Source organism: Streptomyces sulphureus DSM 40104 (genome assembly GCF_000381025.1).
GTDB lineage: Bacteria > Actinomycetota > Actinomycetes > Streptomycetales > Streptomycetaceae > Streptomyces > Streptomyces sulphureus.
On the sequence record NZ_KB905815.1, the window covers coordinates 169,789 to 190,714 of the forward strand.

At 72.6% G+C, this 20,926-nt stretch carries 16 protein-coding genes; 3 read left to right on the forward strand and 13 right to left on the reverse strand.

Features of this window, described 5'->3' with window-relative positions:
• Nucleotides 1-100: 100 nt before the first annotated feature.
• A complete protein-coding gene (locus F603_RS31880) occupies nucleotides 101-1,741 on the forward strand; it encodes a hypothetical protein (RefSeq protein ID WP_019545650.1) in 1,641 nt (546 codons plus the stop codon).
• 302 nt (nucleotides 1,742-2,043) lie between these two features.
• On the opposite strand, the gene F603_RS0108860 is transcribed toward F603_RS31880, so the two are convergent.
• The 7 genes from F603_RS0108860 to F603_RS0108890 all read right to left on the reverse strand — a co-directional run bounded on the left by F603_RS0108860 (nucleotide 2,044) and on the right by F603_RS0108890 (nucleotide 12,905).
• Entirely contained in the window at nucleotides 2,044-4,269 is a 2,226-nt protein-coding gene (locus F603_RS0108860; protein ID WP_245600730.1) for a P-loop NTPase family protein, read from the reverse strand.
• Between the two features lie 256 nt (nucleotides 4,270-4,525).
• The gene (locus F603_RS0108865; RefSeq protein WP_019545652.1) at nucleotides 4,526-5,392 is read right to left on the reverse strand and encodes a hypothetical protein; all 867 of its coding nucleotides are present in this window, start codon (nucleotides 5,390-5,392) and stop codon (nucleotides 4,526-4,528) included.
• On the reverse strand, nucleotides 5,392-6,654 hold the full coding sequence (locus F603_RS0108870) for a VWA domain-containing protein (RefSeq protein ID WP_019545653.1): 1,263 nt from the start codon (nucleotides 6,652-6,654) through the stop codon (nucleotides 5,392-5,394). The genes F603_RS0108865 and F603_RS0108870 overlap by 1 nt, the downstream gene beginning before the upstream one ends.
• A gap of 232 nt (nucleotides 6,655-6,886) precedes the next feature.
• On the reverse strand, nucleotides 6,887-7,300 hold the full coding sequence (locus F603_RS0108875) for a four-helix bundle copper-binding protein (RefSeq protein ID WP_019545654.1): 414 nt from the start codon (nucleotides 7,298-7,300) through the stop codon (nucleotides 6,887-6,889).
• A gap of 194 nt (nucleotides 7,301-7,494) precedes the next feature.
• Nucleotides 7,495-8,850, reverse strand: a complete 1,356-nt coding sequence (locus F603_RS0108880) for an SWIM zinc finger family protein (RefSeq protein WP_019545655.1) — start codon at nucleotides 8,848-8,850, stop codon at nucleotides 7,495-7,497.
• Complete coding sequence (locus F603_RS0108885) at nucleotides 8,850-11,723, reverse strand: DEAD/DEAH box helicase (protein WP_019545656.1); 2,874 nt, start codon at nucleotides 11,721-11,723, stop codon at nucleotides 8,850-8,852. Before F603_RS0108885 ends, F603_RS0108880 begins: the two co-directional genes overlap by 1 nt.
• Nucleotides 11,724-12,044: 321 nt before the next feature.
• A complete protein-coding gene (locus F603_RS0108890; RefSeq protein ID WP_019545657.1) occupies nucleotides 12,045-12,905 on the reverse strand; it encodes a glycoside hydrolase family 16 protein in 861 nt (286 codons plus the stop codon).
• A 321-nt stretch (nucleotides 12,906-13,226) separates the two neighbouring features.
• Here F603_RS0108890 and F603_RS0108895 point away from each other — a divergent pair, with 321 nt between their 5' ends.
• On the forward strand, nucleotides 13,227-13,826 hold the full coding sequence (locus tag F603_RS0108895) for a TetR/AcrR family transcriptional regulator (protein ID WP_019545658.1): 600 nt from the start codon (nucleotides 13,227-13,229) through the stop codon (nucleotides 13,824-13,826).
• A 105-nt stretch (nucleotides 13,827-13,931) separates the two neighbouring features.
• Complete coding sequence (locus tag F603_RS0108900) at nucleotides 13,932-15,683, forward strand: MFS transporter (RefSeq protein ID WP_019545659.1); 1,752 nt, start codon at nucleotides 13,932-13,934, stop codon at nucleotides 15,681-15,683.
• Between the two features lie 52 nt (nucleotides 15,684-15,735).
• Here the strand turns inward: F603_RS0108900 and F603_RS0108905 are convergent, their stop codons facing one another.
• From F603_RS0108905 to F603_RS0108930, 6 genes are read right to left on the reverse strand one after another with little or no spacing between them, the layout of a single operon-like run.
• Nucleotides 15,736-16,173, reverse strand: a complete 438-nt coding sequence (locus tag F603_RS0108905; RefSeq protein ID WP_019545660.1) for a RidA family protein — start codon at nucleotides 16,171-16,173, stop codon at nucleotides 15,736-15,738.
• Between the two features lie 7 nt (nucleotides 16,174-16,180).
• Entirely contained in the window at nucleotides 16,181-17,200 is a 1,020-nt protein-coding gene (locus F603_RS0108910) for a 5-oxoprolinase subunit C family protein (RefSeq protein ID WP_019545661.1), read from the reverse strand.
• Nucleotides 17,193-17,897: a 5-oxoprolinase subunit B family protein gene (locus F603_RS0108915; protein ID WP_245600731.1), complete on the reverse strand. Its 705-nt coding sequence runs from the start codon at nucleotides 17,895-17,897 to the stop codon at nucleotides 17,193-17,195. Before F603_RS0108915 ends, F603_RS0108910 begins: the two co-directional genes overlap by 8 nt.
• 20 nt (nucleotides 17,898-17,917) lie before the next feature.
• The gene (locus tag F603_RS0108920; protein ID WP_019545663.1) at nucleotides 17,918-18,706 is read right to left on the reverse strand and encodes a putative hydro-lyase; all 789 of its coding nucleotides are present in this window, start codon (nucleotides 18,704-18,706) and stop codon (nucleotides 17,918-17,920) included.
• Nucleotides 18,707-18,739: 33 nt separating this feature from the next.
• Nucleotides 18,740-19,987 carry an NRAMP family divalent metal transporter gene (locus F603_RS0108925; RefSeq protein ID WP_019545664.1) on the reverse strand — a complete coding sequence of 416 codons (1,248 nt, stop codon included), beginning with the start codon at nucleotides 19,985-19,987 and terminating at the stop codon, nucleotides 18,740-18,742.
• Nucleotides 19,988-20,025: 38 nt separating this feature from the next.
• Nucleotides 20,026-20,790: a LamB/YcsF family protein gene (locus tag F603_RS0108930; protein ID WP_019545665.1), complete on the reverse strand. Its 765-nt coding sequence runs from the start codon at nucleotides 20,788-20,790 to the stop codon at nucleotides 20,026-20,028.
• Between the last annotated feature and the right edge of the window lie 136 nt (nucleotides 20,791-20,926).

The window sequence follows — 20,926 nt, forward strand, 5'->3', positions numbered from 1 at the left end:
GAGCCGGGAGCCGGGAGCCGGGAGCCGGGAGCCGGGAAGGGGGTTGCCCGGGGGCGCGGACGCGGCGAGGTGGCGCACCTTTGCGGGGGCGAGGACCGTGGTGGCGGTGGCCCGTACGGTCACGTCGACGGTGCGGGTGCTCGATGCGCTGGCTCCGGTTCTGCGCGACGATCCGCGTGTGGACGTCGTCTTCGCGCGCGACAACACCTCGGCCTTCTCCTCCGGCATCCCCGAGCTCCTCGCAGCCGAAGAAGCACGGAGCCTGCCTTTCTCCCAACTGCACGAGATCGACTGCGACCTGATCGTGACGGCGACGGAGAACGCCGACCTCGTGGGGAACTCCACCGCGCCCGTACTCGTCCTCCCGCACGGCGTCGGCTTCCACAAGCACGTCCCCGACTCCCGGTCCTCGGCCGAGCGGATATCCGGGGTGGTCCCCGAAGCGCTGCTGCTGAGCGGGCGCGCACGGCTCGCCGTCTCCCACCCCGACCAGGAGCGGCAGTTGGCCGCCCTCCACTCCGCGACGCGCGGGCGGACCGTCCGGATCGGAGATCCGGCGCTCGACCGGCTGCTCGCAGGCGTCCGGCTGCGCGGGCACTACAGACGTGCGCTCGGAGTGCGCGAGGACCAGCGGCTCGTGGTGTTCACCTCGACCTGGCGCGGAGAGTCGCTCCTCGGCAGCCATCCGGAACTGCCGGCCCGCGCCGCTTCCGAGCTGCCCTACGACGCGTACCGCTGCGCGCTCGTCGTCCACCCCAACGTCACGGCGTGGCACGGCGGTTGGCGCCTCCGCTCCCTGCTCTCCTCGGCCCGTGAGGCGGGGCTCCTCCTCGTCGATCCTGCGCCTTCGGACGGGTGGCAGAGTGCGCTGCTCGCCGCCGACCTCGTCGTCGGAGACCACGGCTCCGTGACGTTCTACGCGGCGGCACTCGGCGTCCCCACACTCCTCGCCGCGTTCGGCTCGGAGGCCGTGCCGGACACCCCGCTGGCCGAACTGGGCGCCTGCGCCGCCAGGTTGGACCACTCCGCGCCGCTGCTTCCGCAGGTGACAAGCGCCCTGCGCGCGGACACCGAGCAGTTGAGCAAGGTGGCCGCCAACGCGCTCGCCTGGCCCGGCGATTCGGCCAGACGGCTGCGCAGAACCGTCTACGACCTGCTCCGCCTCGACGAACCCGACGCGCCTGCCAGGGTGTTGGCCCCTGCGCCGCCCGCCGAGCCGCTGCCCGAGGTGCGCGCACACGTAGTGCGCACCGCCTGGACGGGGCGGGACGGCATGCGCCTGGAGGTCACGCGCAACGCGGCGGCACCGGAACCGCCCGTCGTGGAGGCAGCCGTCACGCACCTGGCGTGCCGCGAGGACGAGCGGGACGACGGGCTGCGCCAACGCGCCTCCGCCCTCCTCGCCTCGGAGGGTTACGAGGATTGCGCGGCGGCGGCACGATGGGCCCGGCACACGCTCGACACCTCTCCGGGCGCCGTACTCGCCGCCGCCGCGGTGGACTCCGGCACGTGGCTGGTGGGGGTACGGGGAAGCGGCGCCGCGGTGGTACGGGCTGTGCGAGCCCGGGTGCCCGACGTCGGTGTTCCGGCCGCAGTGGTCTATGCACTCGTGCGGGGCCGTCGCTCGCTCGAGGGGGCCGAGGTACGGGTCAGTTACGGGGAGGGGCAACTTTCGCCGAGCGGCGACGAGTTGTGCGTGCGCGTGGAGAGCTGGTCGGAGTGGTCCCGGAGTCCCGAGTAGGTCTCCGGTGCGTGTATCGGCCCGTGGGTCGGTGGTCCGCCGACACAGCGGCAGGAAGCGGGCGGCCCAAGCGCCGCAACTATGCGGAGAGTTGCAACGGCGACCGCCCGTCGCCCGAAGAGTCGCATCAGCGACCGATCGCCGCCGCACGAGGACTCCCCTCAGCGATCGACCGCCACAGTACGGTCAGTTGACAACGGCCGACCGCCGGTGACGGACGTCCCTCACCACCGCCACATCGACTCGGACACGGGCAGCGGCGGCCCCAGCGCTCAACGACTCTTCGCCCAGCGCCGAGTTTCTCACCCTTCCACCACCGCGGCCCGGTCCCCCGCCGGTTCACCGTTCGCCCCGGAACCGAGCTCCTCGCGCACCTCCTCGGCGAGCGGATTACCGCTCTCCTCGTAGAGGGCGAGCGCCCTCAGCCTCAGCTCGCGTGCGGTCGCGGACTCGCCGGCGCGGTCCTCGAGACGTGCGAGGGCGCGCAGCACGCCGGCCTCGTAGTGGTGGGCCTCGCAGGCGCGGAGCTCTTCGGCGGCCTGCCGGTAGGCCGCGAGCGCGGTCTCCGGGGCGTCGAGGGCGGCGTGGACGGCGGCCTCGGAGGCGAGTGCGCGCGCCGCCATACGGTCGTCGCCGAGTCGGCGGAAGCTCTCCTCCGCGGCCTCCAACTCGGCGAGGGCGCGTTCGCGTTGGCCGGACGAGGCGAGCGCGCCGCCGAGGAAGAAGCGGGCGATGGCCGTGCCGCGCGCATGCTCGGCCTCCTCGTTGCCGTGCGCGTGCTCGGCCTCGATGTTGAGCTCCAGGGCACGCTCGTACGAGGAGATGGCGCGCTGTGCGTCGACGAGGTCCCAGTACCGACCATCGAACTCCTGGACGGAGGCGCGCAGAAGGAGGTTCGTCGTCCGGCCCGCGCAGTTCAGGGCCGCATCGAGTTCGGCACGGGCCTCGGCCAACTCGCCGCTGTCGCAGAGCGGTCGGGAGAGCAGCGCGCGAAGCCGCGCCTCCGCGTCGGGTCGGTCGTCCGCGGCGGCCGCGGTGGCGCCGAGACGGCAGGCGGCCAACCAGTCGCCGAGGTAACGGGTGTTGAGGTAGAGCGCGGTGAGCGACTCGGCGAGCTGCCATACCTGCCGGTGCATGCCCCCGTGCCGGGCGGCGGCCTGGAGTACGGCGAGCGCGTCGGAGCGCTCGGCGCGGAGCCACGCGAGCGCCGCCCGCCTGGCGTTGGTGCCCTGGAACGGGTTGGCCGCGCCCGCCCTGTGGGCCGCGTCGCCGCCGAGGCGGAGCCGGTCGCCGAAGATCGCCAGGTCGGCGAAGGCGGCGCCCGTCATGTAGTAGTCGACGCAGCGCTCCAGTACCGCCTCGCGCTCGGCGGCGCTCTCCTCCTGCTCGGCGCACTCGCGGGCGTGCAGCCCGACGAGTTCGTGGAAGCGGAAGCGGCCGTCCGCCCCCTCCTCCACCAGGGCGGCGTCCTCCAGCGCGTAGAGGAGGTCCTCCGCCGTTTCGGGGTCGGCCCCCGAGAGGCAGACGACCGTGCCGACGTCTGCGCTCTTGCCGGGGTAGAGGCCGAGCAGCCGGTAGAGCCGGGCCTCCTCCGCCGTGAGCCCCTCGTAGGCGAGGGCGAATGCTGCGGACAAAGCGTGCTCCCCGTGTGTGGTTCGGACTGTCAGAGCGGCCAACCTCCGCCGCTCGTCGGCGAGTTCGGCGGCCAGCTCGGCGAGCTGCCGACGTCTGCGCTGCTTGTGGTGCTTGCGTCCCGCGATCCGCAGGGCGAGCGGCAGCCCTGCGCAGGCCGCGACGACCGCGGCAGCGGCCTCCGGCTCGCGCTCGGCGACGTCCCGGTCGCCGCTCCACGCGGCGAAGAGGAGGAGGCCGTCCGCGGCGTCGAGCCGCGTCAACTGCACCGCGTGCGCGTCGTCGAGGTCGGAGAGCTCCTCCAGGCGGCGCCCGGCGACGAGGACCGCGCTGCCCTCCGCGCCCGGCAGCAGCGGACGCACCTGCGCCGGGTGGGTGACCGAGTCGAGGACGACGAGGACGGGGCGGGAGCTGGTCCGGGTGCGGAAGAGCTTGGCGAGGGCGTGGAGTTCGCCCGGCAGGTGTGCGTCCTCGACGCCCGTGGCCCTGAGGCACTCGCGGAGCGCCTCCGCAACGTCGCCGCCGATCGGGCGATACGCCCGCAAGTCGGCGTAGTCGACGTGGAGTTGGCCGCCGGGGAAGCTGTCGCGGGTGTCCGCGGCCCAGCGCCGGCTCAGCTCCGTCTTGCCGGCGCCCGGCGGGCCGTGCACCACCGAGATACGCACCTGCCGCGGACGCTCTGCCTGTTGGACGAGGTGGCGCTTCAGGTCGGCGCGTTCGGCGTCCCGGTCTTTGAAGACGGGCCCGGGCAGCGGCACTTCGAGCGGCACGGGCGGCGGCTGCGAGAAGTGGACCCCGCCGGAGATGTCGCGCGCCAGCACCGCCGGGCCTTCGACGCTGCCGGAGAGGACCGGCCCCCTGCTCTCGCCTGTTTCGCCCACTTCGGAAGCCCCCAACTCGCCCTCCAGCCCCGATGGAAGCCCACCGTAACCCGTCCGGGCCACCGGCGCCCGCCACGGGGCGGCGCCGGCGCGGAGGGCGGGGGGCAGGCTGTCACCGATGGGATTGCCCCGTACCGGCGCCGGGCAATCCGAGCGGCCGCCAGGGCTCCGTGCTGCCCGCGGCGGGAGCGACCGCCTGCAACTCCGGAAGAGGGGACGGCGGTTGGGCAGGCGGCGGTCGGCCCGACGGGGAAGCCGACCGCCGCACCGCTCAGCGCCTCCGCGTCAGCCGGTAGCCGCCGATGCCGGCGAGCGCCGCGAGGAGTGCGCCGCCGCCGGTCCACGCCCAGCGGTCGGACCACCAGCTCCCCGTCCACCCGCTCTCCGGCTCCTGGAGCGCGAGCGTCTTCTGCTCAGGGGGCTCGGAGGACTCCGCAGAAGTGCCCTCGTCCTGCGACGTGTCGGCGTCGTCCTGCCCGTCCTGCTTCTCCCCGACGGCGCCCGCCTCCACGGTCGGCACCAGCGGAGCACCGAGCCGGCCGCCGCCCCTGCGCGCGCCGCTCGCCGCCTCGGCCTCGGTCTCCACCTCGACCCGCACCGGCAGTCCGCGGTCCTTCTCCGGCAGCCGGACCGCCGTCAGCCGCACGTAATACGCCCCGGAGAGCGGGTCGTTGGCCCACGTCTCCGCCCAAGGTTGGATGGTGCGGAGCCGGCAGCCGAGGGTGAGCTGCTCGGTCTGCGGTGGTGCCGTCTTCGTGGGTGTCCCCGCGGGACACGCCTGGCGGCGGCGCAGTCCGTCGTAGACGTCGAGCTGCCAGGTGACGGGCCCCGTGCGCTCCGAGCCGGACGGCAGGTCGACGGTGGCGCGGACCCTCGGGGCCTCACCCGCGGCCGCCGGGAAGACCCAGTAGAGGTAGTCGCCCGTGGAGGCGTCGGCGGTCCCGTGCTGCCCCTGCTCCAGCAGGGTCGCGGTGCGGAAGTCAGTGCCGGCCTCTGCGGGGTCCTCGCTGCCGTCCGCGTCGGGAGAGGCGGACGTGCCGGGACCGTCCGAAGGGTCGTCGGCCCACGCCGCGCCGGCACCGGTGAGGAGCAGCAGCCCGACCAGCGCCGCCGTCGTGAAACTCCTTGTGCGCAACATCAGTTGACCCTCCCTGCCGGAGCACGCAGCCGGCTGACCCAGCCGAACAGCACGCCGCCGACGAGTCCGGCGACGCCCATCAGCACCAGCGGCACCCAGCCGCGTGCGAGGCCGAAGAAGGCGGTGTCGCCCGAGGACCCCGGCGCGTCGACGATGTCGACGGTGAGCTCGACGGGCAGCCCCGGCGCACGCTTCACCCCGGCTGGCGCCGAGAAGGCGTGCCCCACCTCCAGGCAGACGGTGCGGTCCTCCTCCCCGTCCCACGGGTAGCGCAGACCGGTGGAGACGGCGTCGGTGCGTCCGCTCCCCGATTCGGCGCCGCGCACCAACTCCCTGCCCTGCTCGGTGACGGCCCGTACCTGGAGCCCCCAGTCGCCGTCCACCGCCCGGTCCGCGGAGACCGCGGCGGAAGCCCGCAGCTCCTGCCCGGGCTCCAACTCGGCGCGGTACCAACGGTGTTGCCCGAAGCCCGCACGGTCGGCGTACAGACCGGCGCCGACGACGGGGGCCTTGCTGCACTCCTCGGCGCCGTCCACCTGCGTCGGGTCCGCGGCCGGCGCCGACGCCGGCCGGCGCACCAACTGGTTGAGCCGGTCGGAGAGTTGGCCCCGGTCCTGGACGGCCGTGTACGTGCCGCCGGTGGCCTCTGCGATGCAGCCGAGTTGGTCGCGGACCTTGGCGTCGGCGGCGAGACCCAGCGTGTCGACGGTGAGGCTGGTACCCGTCGCCGCCAACTCGCGGGCGACGTCACAGGGGTCGGGCTGCCCGCAGGAGTCCTCACCGTCCGTGATGAGGACGATGCGCCGCTGCCCCTCGTCGTCGCCGAGGTCCTTGACGGCGCCGCGCAGCGCGTACCCGATGGGCGTCCAACCCGTCGGGGTGAGGGTGGCGACCGCGGCCTTCGCCTCTGTGCGGTCGACCTCTCCGACGGGGTAGAGGCGGCTGGAGTCGCGGCAGCCGAGCCGCTTGCTCTCTCCCGGGTAATCGGCGCCGAGCGTACGGATGCCGAGGTGGACGTCGTCGGGGACGGCGTCGATGACCTCGTTGAAGGAGTGCTTGGCCGCCGCCATGCGGGACTGGCCGCCGACGTCCTTGATCCGCATCGATCCGCTGACGTCCAGGACGAGTTCGACCTTGGGCGGTGGGGTGCTGCCCTGCTCGGGCTCGGGGTCGTCGGCCGCTGCGTTCGTCGGCACGAGGCCCACAACGGCGGCGGCGAGCAGTCCTGTGAGGACCGTCGCCGCCCGTCTTCCTATGATCATTTGCGGATCTTATTGAGCGTCAGCCGCTCCACCAAAACGAAGCGGAACCACCGTGCACGCGCCCTCCGAGGCTCGGGGATTGTGCCGCATTTCTCCCGGGTTCACGGCTGCTGCGAGTGCGCCGTACGGATCGACGCGGACGGATGTGCCCGCCGCGGACGCGGCAGCCCGAAACCCGTTGTGCAGCCCACCAGTTGGTGGAGCTTGCCTCTGCCGCAGAGGCCGTCGCGCGTCAGCCGTCCGCGAGCGAGTCGAGCAGTCGGCGGCACGCTGCCTCGCATGTGCGGCAGCGTTCGGCGCAGAGGCGGCAGTGTGTGTGCATCGACGCGTGCTGCTCGCACTCCTGCGCGCAGGCCGAGCAGGCCGCGGCGCACGCGCGGAGGACGGCGCCGGCGACGTCGATGTCGACGGTCGCCTGGCGGGAGAGGACGCGGCCCGTGGTTTCGCACAGGTCGGCGCAGTCGGCGTCGGTGCGGATGCAGCGTCGCAGCGTGCCCACCTCTTGCTCGGCGAGGCAGGCGTCCGCGCAGGCGGTGCACGCCTGGGCACACGCCATGCACTCCTCGATGCACGCCGCCAGCGCCCCCCTGTCCACTTCCGCCGGTGCCGGATGCGCTTCGAGCAGGTCGTTCACCGCTGTGGTCATCGTCGCCTCCGTCTCTTGCCGTGCAGCGCGCGCGCCCCGGACAGCGGTGGCGCGCGGTGCCCGGGTTGCGCAGCGGGCGCGGCGGCAAACCCGCCTCGGCACGGCCGTCCGGCCGCCGTATGCGCGGGGGGACCAGCGCAGTTTCGTGGGCCTCTCGGGAGTCCGTCGCGTGCCCGCCCCGTCAGCCGGTGCCGTCAGCTCTCCAGCAGGCCGCGGAGCACGGCCGCCGGGTCCGCGTCCGCCGCGCCCTCCGGCCACCACTCGCCGTCGGGGCCGGCTCGGTACGGGTACCAGCGGCCGTCGGCGGCGTAGCGGAGCTGCACTCCGCCGGCCTCGTCGGTGAGGCGGTTGCCTTCGATCGCCAGGCGGGGCAGGCCGGCCGCCGCGAGCGCGCCGCGTGCCCGGTCGAAGCCGCCCGCCGGGGGCTCCCATGCCGCCTCGAGGAGGCGCAGGCCGAGCTGTCCGCCCTGCCGCCATGCGGCGGCGGCGCGGGCCAGGCCGCGTGCGTCGGTCCCCACCGCGTGCGCGAGCGCGGCGAACCTGCGGCTGAAAGTGCCCCGTCCCGTGAAGTCCGGGTGGGTAGCCGCGAGTCGGACGGCGTCGTCCCAGACGGAAAGCTGCCCGGCGGATACGGCCGCCGCCGTGGTACGGCTCCCCGGCGGCGAGGACCGGTTCCCGCCGGCCTGCGCAGCCGACCGCCGGGGCTCGGCGACCGGCGGGCCGTCGCACGGCTGTTGGGCCTCGTCGAGCAGTTCCCAGGCGCGGGCCGCCGCCGACGTGGCGAGGAAGGCGAGCACCTCGGCGTCCGGCGCGCCCGAGCCCTCCGCCGACGGTGGTTCGATACGTGCCGGCGCCGGAGGAAGCGGCTCGACGGGCGGCAGCGGGGGCCGTATCCCCGTGGCGAGCGCCGCGCGGGCGCTCACGCCCGGACGACGCTGCCGGGCGGCGCCCGGCGCGCGAGAAGGGGCACGCCAGGCCAGGTCGTCGAGCACCTCGGTCTCCGGACGACCGCGGAGGAGCAGGAGGAGGAGCGGGTCCTCGTCGAGCAGGAGGGCCGTCTGGTAGGAGAGGGCGGCGGCGTGTTTGCACGGGCGGCCGCGGTCGGGGCAGGTGCAGGCGGGGACGGGTTCACCGGGCTCGGGCAGCAGCCCGACCTGCGCCTCCTGCGCCGCCTCGGCGAGCGCCCCGTGCGCCGCCGCCGAGGCGGCACCGCGGACCAACAAGGCCGAGGAGCGGGCCTCTTCGGCAGCGAGGGCGTCGAGCAGCCGCCCCCAGGCGGCGTCGGCGAGCACGGGCAGGCGCACCCGCGCCGCGTAGGGGCGCGTCCTGCTGCCCCGCACCGACGCGGAGACAGCCCCCGGCGCGACGGTGACGGGGCCGACGTTCCCCTCGCGCGCGTAGCGCCTTCCGCGCTCCAGGCGCCCGGGGTCCTCCGCGCCCTCCGCCATCGCCGCCAGCCAGGCGCCCGCACCGCTCCCCGTGTCGAACTCCCTTGCCGTGGGGCCGGCTTGGGGCGTGCGCAGCGTACGCGGGCCGGCTTCCGAGACCATCAGGCGCCCCGCCCGCGAGCCGGAGCCCCCGCACCGCCGGTCCGGACGCCCGGCCAGCCGGGCTCGTACCGCTGGGGGCCGCCGCTGAGGGTCACCAGGTCCGCGAGGTCGGCGTCGTCGAGTTCGGTGAGCGCGGCCTCGCCGCTGCCGAGGACCGACTCGGCCAACTGCCGCTTGCCCTCCAGGAGTCGGGTGACGCGCTCCTCCACGGTGCCCGCGGTGATGAGCCGGTGCACCTGGACACGGCCCTGCTGGCCGATGCGGTGGGCACGGTCGGTCGCCTGCTCCTCGACGGCGGGGTTCCACCAGCGGTCGTAGTGGACGACGTGCGAGGCGCGGGTGAGGTTGAGGCCCGTGCCCGCGGCCTTCAGGGAGAGCAGGAAGACCGGCACCCGGCCGTCCTGGAACTCGTCGACGAGCCGCTGCCGCTCCTCGACGGGCGTTCCGCCGTGGAGGAAGCGGGCTGCCACGCCCCGCTGTTCCAGGTGCGACAGGAGAAGGCGGCCCATCGCGACGTACTGCGTGAAGAGGAGGACGGCGCCGCCCTCCGAGAGGATCGCACCGAGGAGCTCGTCGAGGAGTTCGAGCTTGCCCGAGCGGGCGGCCGTGCCGGGAGCCGCGTCACGGAGGTACTGCGCGGGGTGGTTGCAGATCTGCTTGAGCGAGGTGAGGAGCTTCATCACCAGGCCGCGGCGCGCCATCCCCTCGGAGGCGGAGATCTCGTCGAGCGTCTCGCGGACGACGGCCTGGTAGAGGGCGGCTTGTTCGCGGCTGAGCGGGGCCGCGTGGTCGGTCTCCGTCTTCGGTGGCAGCTCGGGCGCGATCCCCGGTTCCGTCTTGCGGCGGCGGAGGAGGAAGGGGCGGACGAGCCTGGCGAGGCGCTCGGCGGCCTCCGGGTCCTCGCCCGTCTCGACGGCACGGGCATGGCGCGCACGGAAGGTCTTGAGGGGGCCGAGGAGCCCGGGGGTCGTCCAGTCGAGGATCGCCCAGAGTTCGGAGAGGTTGTTCTCGACGGGGGTACCGGTGAGCGCGATGCGCGCCGGCGCGCGGAGGGAACGGAGGGCGCGGGCCGTCGCGGAGCGGGGGTTCTTCACGTGCTGCGCCTCGTCGGCGACGAGCAGGCCCCAGCGCTGCCCGGAGAGCGCGGGGGCGCTGCTGCGGAGGGTGGCGTAGGTGGTGAGGACGAGCCCGGGACCGCCCGGCGGCAGACTCCGCCCCGGTCCGTGGAAGACGTGGACGGATTCGCCGGGCGCGAAGCGGGCGATCTCGCGCTGCCAGTTGGCGAGGAGCGAGGCGGGGCAGACGACGAGGGTCGGGTCCGGGTGGGCACGGTGCAGGTGGAGCGCGATGAGGGTGACGGTCTTGCCGAGCCCCATGTCGTCGGCGAGGCAGCCGCCGAGCCCGAGGCCGGTCATGCGGTCGAGCCAGGCGAGGCCGCGGAGTTGGTAGCCGCGGAGCGTCGCGCGGAGCGCGGGCGGCTGCGGGAGCGGCGGAGGCTCCTCGGTGAGGCGGCGCTGCAACTCTGCCAGGGCGCCCTCGGGAACGGCGGGCAGCGGCTCGCCCTCCACCTCCACCTCTCCCGTGAGCAGGACCGAGAGGCTCTCGGACGGCTCCAGCAGCCCGAGTTGGCGCTTTCGCGCCTTGCGTACGAGCTCCGCGTCGACGGGCACCCAGGAGTCGCGCAGGCGGACCACAGGGCGGTGCGCCTCCGCGAGCGCGTCCATCTCGGACTCGCTCAGCGGTTCGCCGTCGAGCGCCAACTGCCAGCGGAACTCGAGGAAATCGCCCTGCTCCAGGAGCGGTTCCCGCTCGACGGCGGGGCCCGGCGCGGTCGCCCGCACGACCACGCGCGCGGAGAGCTCCTTCGCCGTCCGCCGCGGCCAGTGCACGTGCACCCCCGCGCGCTGGAGCCGCCGTCCTGCACGGCCGAGGAGGTCCTGCACCTCCTCCTCGGTGAGCGCGAGGACGTCGGGAACCGAGCGCTCCAGCAGCCGCCCCAGGGGCGCGAAGACCCTTGCCGCCCGGCGGAGTTCGGCGAGCGCAGCGGCCCTGGCACGCGGCCCGAAGTGCTCGGCGCGCTCGCCGGCCCACACCTCGGCCGCGTCCGCGACGAGCGCGGGTTCGGCCCTGCTGCGTAGCTGGACCACGGCGGCGCCCGCCGTCTCCGCTGCCCCGACGTCGAAGACGGCTGCGTCCCCGAGGTCGAGCCGCAGCTCCAGCGTGACGCCGGACTCCTCGACGGCGGCGACCTCGCGCGCCCAGCCGCGCGCCTCCGGCAGCCGCTGCGGTTCGGCCGCCGCGAACGGCAGCCCGGCGGCGAGCGGCGCCGCCGGGGTGCGCGGGAGGGTGTCGGCCACCGCGTCGAGGAAGGCGCGGAGCAGCTCCTCCGGGTCGGGGAGGCGCGGCGGGACGCTGCCGGGCTCCGGGACCGCGTGGCCCTCGGCGGGCATGGCAGCGGCCGTGCGGCGCAGTTGCTCGCCCTCGGCGCCCGGGAACGGCCTGGCGTGCCAGGCGTCGAGAGCCCGCGGGGTGAGACCGGGGGCGAGCCTTCCGCGTGCGGCGAGTTGGAGGGCGTGCAGCGCGGCGGCGCCCCAGCAGGCCGCGGCCGGATGCGCGTGGGGCGCGCCACGCGCACGCGTCAGCACGGGCAGGGCCTCGGAGACCGGCAGCAGCACCGCAGGCACCTCCTGCACCCGCACCCCGCTGCCGTACGCGACCGCGACGCCGATCTCGACGACCTCGCCCGCACCGCTCGGAACCTCCTCGCCCCCGGGCCGCCAGAACGCCAACCGCCCCTGCCGCGGCACCTCTTCGGGCAGGAAGACGACGGCGCAACGGACCAGCTCGGCGGCGACGCCCTCGGGCACGCCCATACCGCCACCTCCCGCCGTTGCTCGCCGTACACCTCTGCGTACGGACGGACACCGCACTCGATGCCCACCCGCACGCGAGTCTACGAACGACCACTGACAGGCCCCCGGACACCGCGACTTCCCGCCCTAAGCCGGGAAACGGCCGAGCAGCACCGTGCCCGGTCCCGGACGCGCAAGGCACGCCGTCGTCAGGACCTGCCCTCGAAGACGGCGTCCTTGGTCCCCGACCGCTCCAGTTGGGCAGCGGCGCGAGGAAGTCCGGTCCACACCGCACCCTGCGCCTCCGGAGGGGCGCCCGGCACGGTGCCGGGCGCCCGGGGATCACTCTCCGCCGGTGACGCGCACGTGGTCGACGACCATCTCCTGCGGGAACTCGGTGCCCTCGTCGGGGGAGCCGGGCCAGTCGCCCCCGACGGCGACGTTGAGGATGAGGTAGAAGTCGTGGTCGAAGACCCACTCACCGCCGACGTCCTCCGGTGTGAGCGTCTGGTACTCCGCACCGTCGACGGACCAGGTGATCTCGTTCGGCGACCAGTCGACCGCGTACGTGTGGAAGTCGTCGGCGAAGTCGCTTCCGTCGGGGAGCCGGTAGCTGGCGCCGACCCCGTCACCGCCCGAGTAGCCGGGCCCGTGCACGGTGCCGTGGACGGTGTCCGGCTCGTTGCCGACGTTCTCCATGACGTCGATCTCGCCGCAGGCGGGCCAGCCGACGTCGCCGATGTCCGTTCCCAGCATCCAGAAGGCCGGCCACATCCCTTGGCCCCTGGTGATCTTTGCGCTGACCTCGGCGTGCCCGTACGTCGTGGTGAAGGTCTGCGCGGTGTTCATCCGGGCCGAGGTGTACTCGCACGGCCCGTACCAGCACTGCTCACCGTTGGCCTCCCGCTTCGCCGTGATGACGAGGTGGCCCTCGCCGTCGAGCTGGGCGTTGGAGGTGTCGTCCGTGTAGTACTGGAGCTCGTGGTTGCTCTCGTTGTCGCCGGGGTCCAGCCGCCACTTGGAGGAGTCGACGGGGTCGCCCGCCGCCCCGTCGAACTCGTCGCCGAACTCCGCCGCGGCGGCGGCCTTGCCGTCCGTTCGGTCCTGCGCTGCGCCGGCGTCGGCGGGGGCGGTGAGCCAGGGGACGGTGGCGAGGGCCGCCGTCGCGGCGAGCCCTGCGAGGAGGGAGCGCTTCTTACGCATGGAGCGGGTGCCTTCCTGTGGGGGAAAGGGCCACCGAGGCGGCCCCGAGGACGGCCACGCACCCAGGACACGGGCCTTGCCGCGGGACGGGAACCGGCCTGCTCGACAGCCGCCGTCCGCGCAACCATCACAGAGTGACGTCGCATACATGTCAACACCTGCGCGCGAATTGGCAGTTCAGGCCCGCGGCGGACGCGCGACGTGACGTGACGAAGCACACCCCGCTCGCCCGGTTTTCGCACACATGACCCTGTTAGCGTTGCACCCGGTGCAGAGCGTGCATCGGGTGCACGAAATCCCGGGACGAGAACGGACGAGGCTGTGACGGAGAGCGAGCGGAGCGACCTGCGTGCCGCACGCCGTCAGCAGACCCACGAACTGATCTCCCGCACCGCACTCGAACTCGCCCTGGAGCGCGGCCCTTCGGCGGTGACGGTCGACGAGATCGCCACGGCGGCCGGCGTCTCCCGCCGAACCTTCTTCAACTACTTCGCGGCGAAGGAGGACGCGCTCCTGACGGGGCCGCCGGCGCCGAGCGCGGAGGAGTTGGAGCGGTTCGCCGCGGACCCCGACCCCTCCTGGTCGGACGCACTGCGGCGGCTCCTCGTCGGGCACGCGCGCGGCGCCGAGCACCAGCGCACCCACATCCACGACACCCACCGGCTGCTCTCGGCCCACCCCGAGCTGGTGGCACCGATGCACAGGCGGTTCCTCGCCTTCGAGGAATCGCTCGTCGCAGCCGTCGCGGACCGCAGCGCACGGACGGGCGGCCCGGTCGACGCCCAGGTGGCGGCGGCTCTCTCGACGGCACTGCTACGGGTCGCGACCGAAAGGTGGCTCGCCGAGGAGGACCCCGACGAGGGCCGCCTCGCCACCCTCGTCGACGAGGCGGTCTCGGCTCTCCGCAGCCTCCTCTCCTAGCCCGGCGCCCACCGGCGGCACGCGCCGGGTCACCGAGCACCACTCGCGGGACGCCCCGCACCCCGACTCGCACCGCCCCGAGGGCGGCCCACTGCCAGGAGCACGATGACCGACCCCCGCACACCCGCCACCGAACGCGCCGCAGGCGCCGCGGGCAGCAACCGCACCGACCACCACGCCACGGAGGAGAAGGTGAAAGAGAAGACCGCCCCCGACCTCGACGGCATCGACCCGCGCGTCTACGCACGGCGCTGGAAGATCCTCGGCGCGCTCTGCGTCAGCCTCCTCACGGTGATGCTCGCCAACGGCAGCCTCACGCTCGCGCTGCCCGGCATGAGCGCCGACCTCGGGCTCAACACGCTCCAGCAGACCTGGGTCCTCGACCTGTACTCACTCGTCTTCGCCGCGCTCCTCTTCACGTGCGGCGCGGTGGGCGACCGCTACGGACGCAAGGGCGTGATGCAGGCCGGCCTGGCGATCTTCACCCTCGTCAACGTCTACGCCGCGGGAGTGGCCGACTCCGGTGCCGAACTCATCGCGATGCGCGGCCTGATGGGCATCGGCGCCGCGCTGGTGATGCCGACGACGCTCTCCCTGATCAACAACGTCTTCCCGCGCGGCGAGCGGGCACGGGCGATCGCGATCTGGACCGGTGTCGCGGGCGGCGGCGCCGGGCTCGGCAGCGTCTTCAGCGGCGTGCTCCTGGAGCAGTTCGACTGGCGGTCGGTCTTCCTCGTCAGCGCGGTGCTCAGCGCCGCCTCCCTGCTCGCCAACCAGCTCCTCGCGCCCGAGTCGCGGGACGAGAAGCGCACCCCGATCGACTGGTGGGGCGGCCTCCTCTCGACGATCGGCATCCTGGGCCTCGTCTACGCGATCATCGAGGGCCCCTCGGAGGGCTGGACCGACGAGTGGATTCTCGCCGCCATCGGCGTCGCCGTCGTCGGACTCGGCCTGTTCGTCTGGTGGCAGCTCCGGGTCAGGCACCCGATGCTCGACCTGAAGCTTTTCCGGAACCCGGTCTTCAGCATCTCCACCGTCGCCTGCACCATCGCGTTCTTCGCGCTGATCGGCTCGATGTTCGCGCTCGCGCAGCTCTTCCAACTCGTCCTCGGCTACGGAGAGTTGAAGTCGGCGCTGCTCACGCTGCCGATGATGGTCCCGATGATGCTCCTCGCGCCGCTGGTGCCGACGCTGGTGCGCAAGTGGGGTCCTCGCTGGACGATGACGACCGGCCTCGGCGTCATGAGCGTCGGGTTCCTCCTCAGCACCCAGTGGGACGCGCACGTCGGCTACTGGTCCGTGCTGCTGCCGATGGTCGTCATAGCCCTCGGCATGGGTCTGATGATGCCGCCCGCCACCGACCTGCTGATGTCGAGCGTCCCCCGGAACCGCTCCGGCATGGGATCGGCGATGAACGACACCTCGCGCGAGCTCGGCGGAACGATCGGCATCGGCGTCCTCGGCTCGCTCCTCAGCTCCGGCTACGCGGCCGGGATCGCGGGGGCGGTCGTCGCACTGCCGGACAGGCTGAAGGAGGTCGCGGAGAGCAGCCTCGCGGGTGCGCTCCACGGCGTCTTCCCCGCGCTGCGCGAGACGGCGGGGCCGCGTGCGGCCGAGCGGTTCCTCACCGAGGCCCAGCAGGCGTGGATGGACGGGCTCACCACGGCGCTCCTCGTCGCCGCGGGGATCAGCATCCTCGCCGCACTGATCACGGCCGTCGGGATGCCGGGCAAGGCGAAGATCGGCCGGTACACCGGGCCCGCCGCCGAGCCGGACTCGCCCGCGCCCGAGGCGCCGGCGGACGGCCCGGAGGCGGACGCCGAGCGCGTGCCGGAGCCCGCGGGGTCCGGACGCTGACATCGGCGGGGGCCGCGGCCCCCGCCGTCTGTTCACCCTGTGCGGGCCGGTCTCACTCCAGTGCGGCCGTGAGTTCGATCTCGACGCATGCCCCGCTCGGCAGCGAGGCCACGCCGATCGCCGAGCGGGCGCACGCGCCGCGCTCGGCGAGCACACGGGCCAGCACGTCGGACGCCGCGTCGGCGACGCGCGAGTGGTCGCGGAACCCGGCGACGGCAGCGACGTACACGGTCATCCGGAGCAGCCGCACGCGTGCGAGCTCTTCGTCCTCCAACGTGAGCGCCAGCAGCGCGTTGCGCACCGCGATCCGGGCCGCCTCCCGTGCGTCGTCCAGCGCGACGTCGGCGCCGACGACGCCGGGGAACCGCATCTCGCCCTGCGCACGCGGAGTCATCCCCGCGGTCGCGACGGCCGCCCCGCAGCGCCTGACCGGCTGGTAGTGCCCCTGCGGGGACGGGATCCGCAGCCCCTCCAACTCGGGGTGTGTCATCGTCACCTCACCTCGCGTTCCCTCCGCGGCGCCGCCGTTCTTCCGACGTGGCGACGCGCAGCGGGTCAATGATCGTGGTCATGCGTGCGCGTACCGACTGGACGGCCTCTGCCTCCCGGACGCGCAGCCGACGGGCGTCGGCGATCGTCAGCGGGACGAACCGCACCGGGCCGCCCGGCCGGGTCTGGGAGAGCGCGTTCATCGACGACGTGCAGATGACTCCCACCACCGGGTATCCGGCCGACAGCCCCCGTCCGCGGTTCAGGACGAGCAGTTCCTTACCGCCCGAGACCTCGATCGACCCGATCGGCAACGCACGGGAGAGGATCTCTCCCGCGTCGAGGCGGCGGGGTACGCGTCCTTCGAGGCGCGCTCCCACCGCATCCGTCTTGTCGGTCATGACGTAGTCGCCCTCGAACAACTCGCCTGCCCGGTCCTCGAAGAGGTCACGGCTCTCCCCCGGGAGAACGCCGAGCTCTCCTTCGGCGAGCAGCGGGTTGCGCGGCGGGGCGCACTCGGGAAAGGCGTACTGCCGGCCGGAGAGGTCGAGGCGATCCCCGTCGCCGCAGGACAGGGTCGTCCCGGGGACGAGGTCGAGGCCGAATCCGAGAGTGCGGTCCGGGGAGACACTGCCGAGGAACGCGTCCGCGCCGTGGAATCCGCCGAAGACACTGACGTAACTGCGCATGCCGTCGCGGATGTCCCGTACGGCGAGTTCCCACCCCGCGGGCACGACGACGGCCTGGTGCGTCCGTGCGGAAAGACCGCCGACCGTCACCTCGGCGCGCGCCCCGGTGACGGCCACGACAGAGTCCTCGTCGAAGCGGACGACCAGGTCGGTCATCGTGGCCTCGAGCGACGGCAGACTGGTCGGGTTGCCGACGAGGGCGTTGCCGTAGTGGTAGGCGAACTGGTCGAGCGCGCCGTTGGCGGCGATGCCCCAGGACGCTCCCTCCGGGCGGCCTGCGTCCTGAAGGACCGCGAAGGTGGCCTCGACGACGGTGGCCGTGCCGGACGTTCTAGACACGGAAGTCCTCCATGCTCAGCCCTTCGTACTTCGCCCACTCGCCGTCGTTGATCGGGAAGTAGCTCACGAAGTCGCCGGGACGGTACGCGCACACGGGGTCGTGGCGGGTGGAGACAAGCCGGGCGGGGGTGCGTCCGATCAACTGCCATCCCGCGGGCGCGCTCACGGAGTAGATCAACGATTGCACGCCTGCCACCGCGACCGAGCCCTCGGGCACCCGCACTCGTGGGTCACTGCGACGCGGAACGGATACGCCGTCGCGCAGCCCGTCCATCATCGGCGACGCCGCCGGCGCACCGAAACAGCGCACGAGGTACCAGTTCGCACTGTGCAGCCCGATGAGGTCGTCCTCACTCTCACCGAAGTGCTGTGCCACGAGGCCGAGATCGGGGCCCAGTTCTCCTCCGTAGCGGACCGGGACGGAGAACCGTCTCGGCTCGCCGTCGGTGGTTGCTGCGGTACGGCCGTCTCGCGTGACCGCGTACTCCAGCACCGATTCGAGGTCCTCCAGCCTGATGCTCAGGCTGTCGAACTCGACCAGCGCGGAGTCGTAGGTGGCCGCTACCCCGCTGATCGCAGGAAGACGGAGCTCCTGCAGACAGGCCACCAGACGCCGTACGCCGTTCCAACGCTCCTCCGAATCGCCTTCGGTGAACCGCACCCTGACAGCAGCGTCCCCCTGGGAGGTGATCTCCACCCCGCCGTGCATACCGCCCCCTACGGTGTGATCAATTCGGACTCGTTGATGTCGGTGATGGCCATCCGGCCCGGCGCGTGCGCGATGGCGAATTCCGGACGGGATTCGATGACCATAGCCTGCGGTGTCACACCGCAAGCCCAGAAGACGGGCACATCCCCTTCTTGTAGAACCGGCGAGTCGCCCCATTCCGGCTTCTCCAGATCGGTGACGCCGATGAGGCTCGGATCTCCGACGTGCACCGGGGCCCCGTGCACAGCCGGATACCTCGCGCAGATCCGCACAGCATCCGGAACACGGTGAGGCGGAACTCCCCGCATGGAGACCACCATCGACGAGGAGAACACGCCGGCGGACTCGCAGGGAAGCGTCGTCCGGTACATCGGCACGGTGCTCCCCGACAGCGTGTGCCGCATCTCGATGCCGGCCTCCGTCAACGCCCGCTCGAAACTGAAGGAGCAGCCGAAGAGGAAGGCAACGAGGTCGTCGCGCCAAAGGTCGGCGACATCGGTCCTCTCCTCGACCAGTTCCCCGTGCTCGTACACACGGTAGGCGGGCACGTCGGTGGTGATGTCGCCCTGGAACCTGCTGCTTCGTTTGGCGCCCGGGTCGAACACGTCGAGCAGCGGACACGCCTTGGGATTGCGCTGCGAGAAGAGCATGAGATCGAACGCCTGCGCACGGGGGACGGCCAACAAGTTGGCCTGCGCCCAGCCGTCGGACCATCCGGACGTGGTGTCGGTGTGCCCGTCCCGGATCTTCTGCCGTGCCTCTCCCGGGGTGAGGGAGCGCTGTGTCTTGCTGTCCATCGAAAATCGTCCTTCCTTCCGAGCGAGTGGGTACTACTGCAGGAGCCCGAAGACCGGTTCGAACGCGAGCACCGCAAGCACCCACGAGACAGCCAGGCCGACGACGCCCACCACGATGAGCCACCGCGGGTAGCGGTAACCCTGCAAGAGGTCCCGCCGCCGCCAGGCGATCCACATGGTCACGGTGAAGCCGAGGGGCAGCACCAGACCGTTGAAGCCTCCGGAGAACACGAGCACGGTGGCGGGGGTCTGCCCGGCGAGCAGCAGAGCCACGCAGCACGCCACGACGAACGCTGCGACCGCCAGCCCCTTTCGCTCCCGGACGTGGCGCGAGTAGGTCTCGATGAAAGAGATCGAGGTGAAGGAGGCACCGATGACCGAGGACATCGCCGCGGCCCACAGCACAACACCGAAGATCTTGAATCCGATGTCGCCGGCCGCCGCCTGGAAGGCGTCGCCCGCCGGGTTGTCGGTGACGTCGAGGACGGTCCCGGTCGAGACGACGCCCAGCACCGCGAGGAACAACAGCCAGCGCATCACGCCGGTCGCGACGACACCCGCCGCCGAAGTACGCGCGATCTCGCGCACCCGCCGAGGTCCGGTGACCCCGCTCGCCAGCAGTTTGTGAGCACCGGCATAGGTGATGTAGCCACCGACGGTGCCACCGACAATCGTGGTGATCGCGAGGATGTCGATCTGCTCCGGAACGACGGTTTGCAGGGCGGCTTCGTTCACCGGTGGTGCGCTGACGACGGCGACGACCAGCGTCAGCCCGATCATGATCACCCCGAGCGGGATGATCGTGGCATCCATGGCCTTGATGAAGTACCGGTTCACGAAGATGACGAGCGCGAGCACGGTGGTGATGACCGCGCCCCACCGGGAGTCGAGGCCGAACAACACGTTGAGCCCGAGCCCCGCCCCCGCGACATTGCCCATGTTGGCAATGAATCCGCAGACGAACACGAGGATGCTGAGGACGACTCCCGACCCCGGAAGCACGCGCTGCGCCAATTCCTGGGCGTGTAGCCCGGAAACACCGACCACGCGCCACACGTTCATCTGAATGGCCAGATCCAGCAGAATCGAGATGAGGATTCCGAAGGAGAAGGCAGCGCCCAACTGCTGGGTGAAAGTCGCCGTCTGGGTGAGGAAACCCGGCCCGATGGCACTGGTCGCCATCAGCGCGATGGCACCGATGAGTGGCATCACACGGCCGCCGAATTTCGACCGAGGCGCCTGCGTCGGAGCCGATCCGACGTCCTGCTCGATATCGCTCATGAGCAGCGATCCCTTCTGGGAAGGTGGAGAAAGGCGGCCTAACGGCCGGACCACGCGGCGACTTCCACGCCGGCGGATTCGAGACGTCGACGAACGGTGGACGCCGTGGACACGGCGCTCGGACCGTCCCCGTGGACGAGGATGCTGTCGCAGGCCAACCGGAGCGTCGTGCCCGATGCCGTGGTGACGGTCCCGTCGACGGCCATCCGAACGGCACGCTCCGCGACTTCGTGAGGGTCCTCGACGAGAGCACCGGGGAGGGCCCGGCGAACGAGAGTGCCGTCGTCGTTGTACGCACGGTCGGGGAAGCCGACGCGCGCGACCGGCAACCCTTCCTCCTCGGCCGCGCGGATCATCCAGCCTTCCTGGTAGACCACGGTGAGGTGCGGATCGAAGGCGCGTACCGCACGGGCGACGGCGCGAGCGTAGTCCTCGCGAACCACCGTCATGTTGCCCAGGCTTCCGTGCGGAAGCACGTGATGCAGGCGATGCCCGCGAGGTCGGAGAAAGGCCTCGAGCGCACCGAGTTGGTAGAGCACGTCCGCCTCGATTTCCGAGGGCGGCAGTTCGATCGGACGCCTACCGAACCCCCGCAGATCGGGAAAGCTCGGATGCGCGCCCACGGCAACACCGCGCTCGACGCACAGAGCGACGGATTCCCGGATAGTCGAGGGGTCCCCGGCGTGGAAGCCGCAGGCGACGTTCGCTGACGAGACGATCCGTGTCAGCGCGTCGTCCTCGGTCATCGTCCACGCGCCGTACCCCTCGCCGAGGTCAGCAATGAGATCGATGGACCTCGACATGGTCCTCCTTTGGACGTCGTCACCCCTGAGCCGCCCGACGCAATCCGACTGGGTTCGCGAGGGGGCGGGTGTGGAGCCCGTGGAGCGGGCCCCACACGGAGCCGCGCTCCCGGCGGGGCTTGATGAGCACCACCCT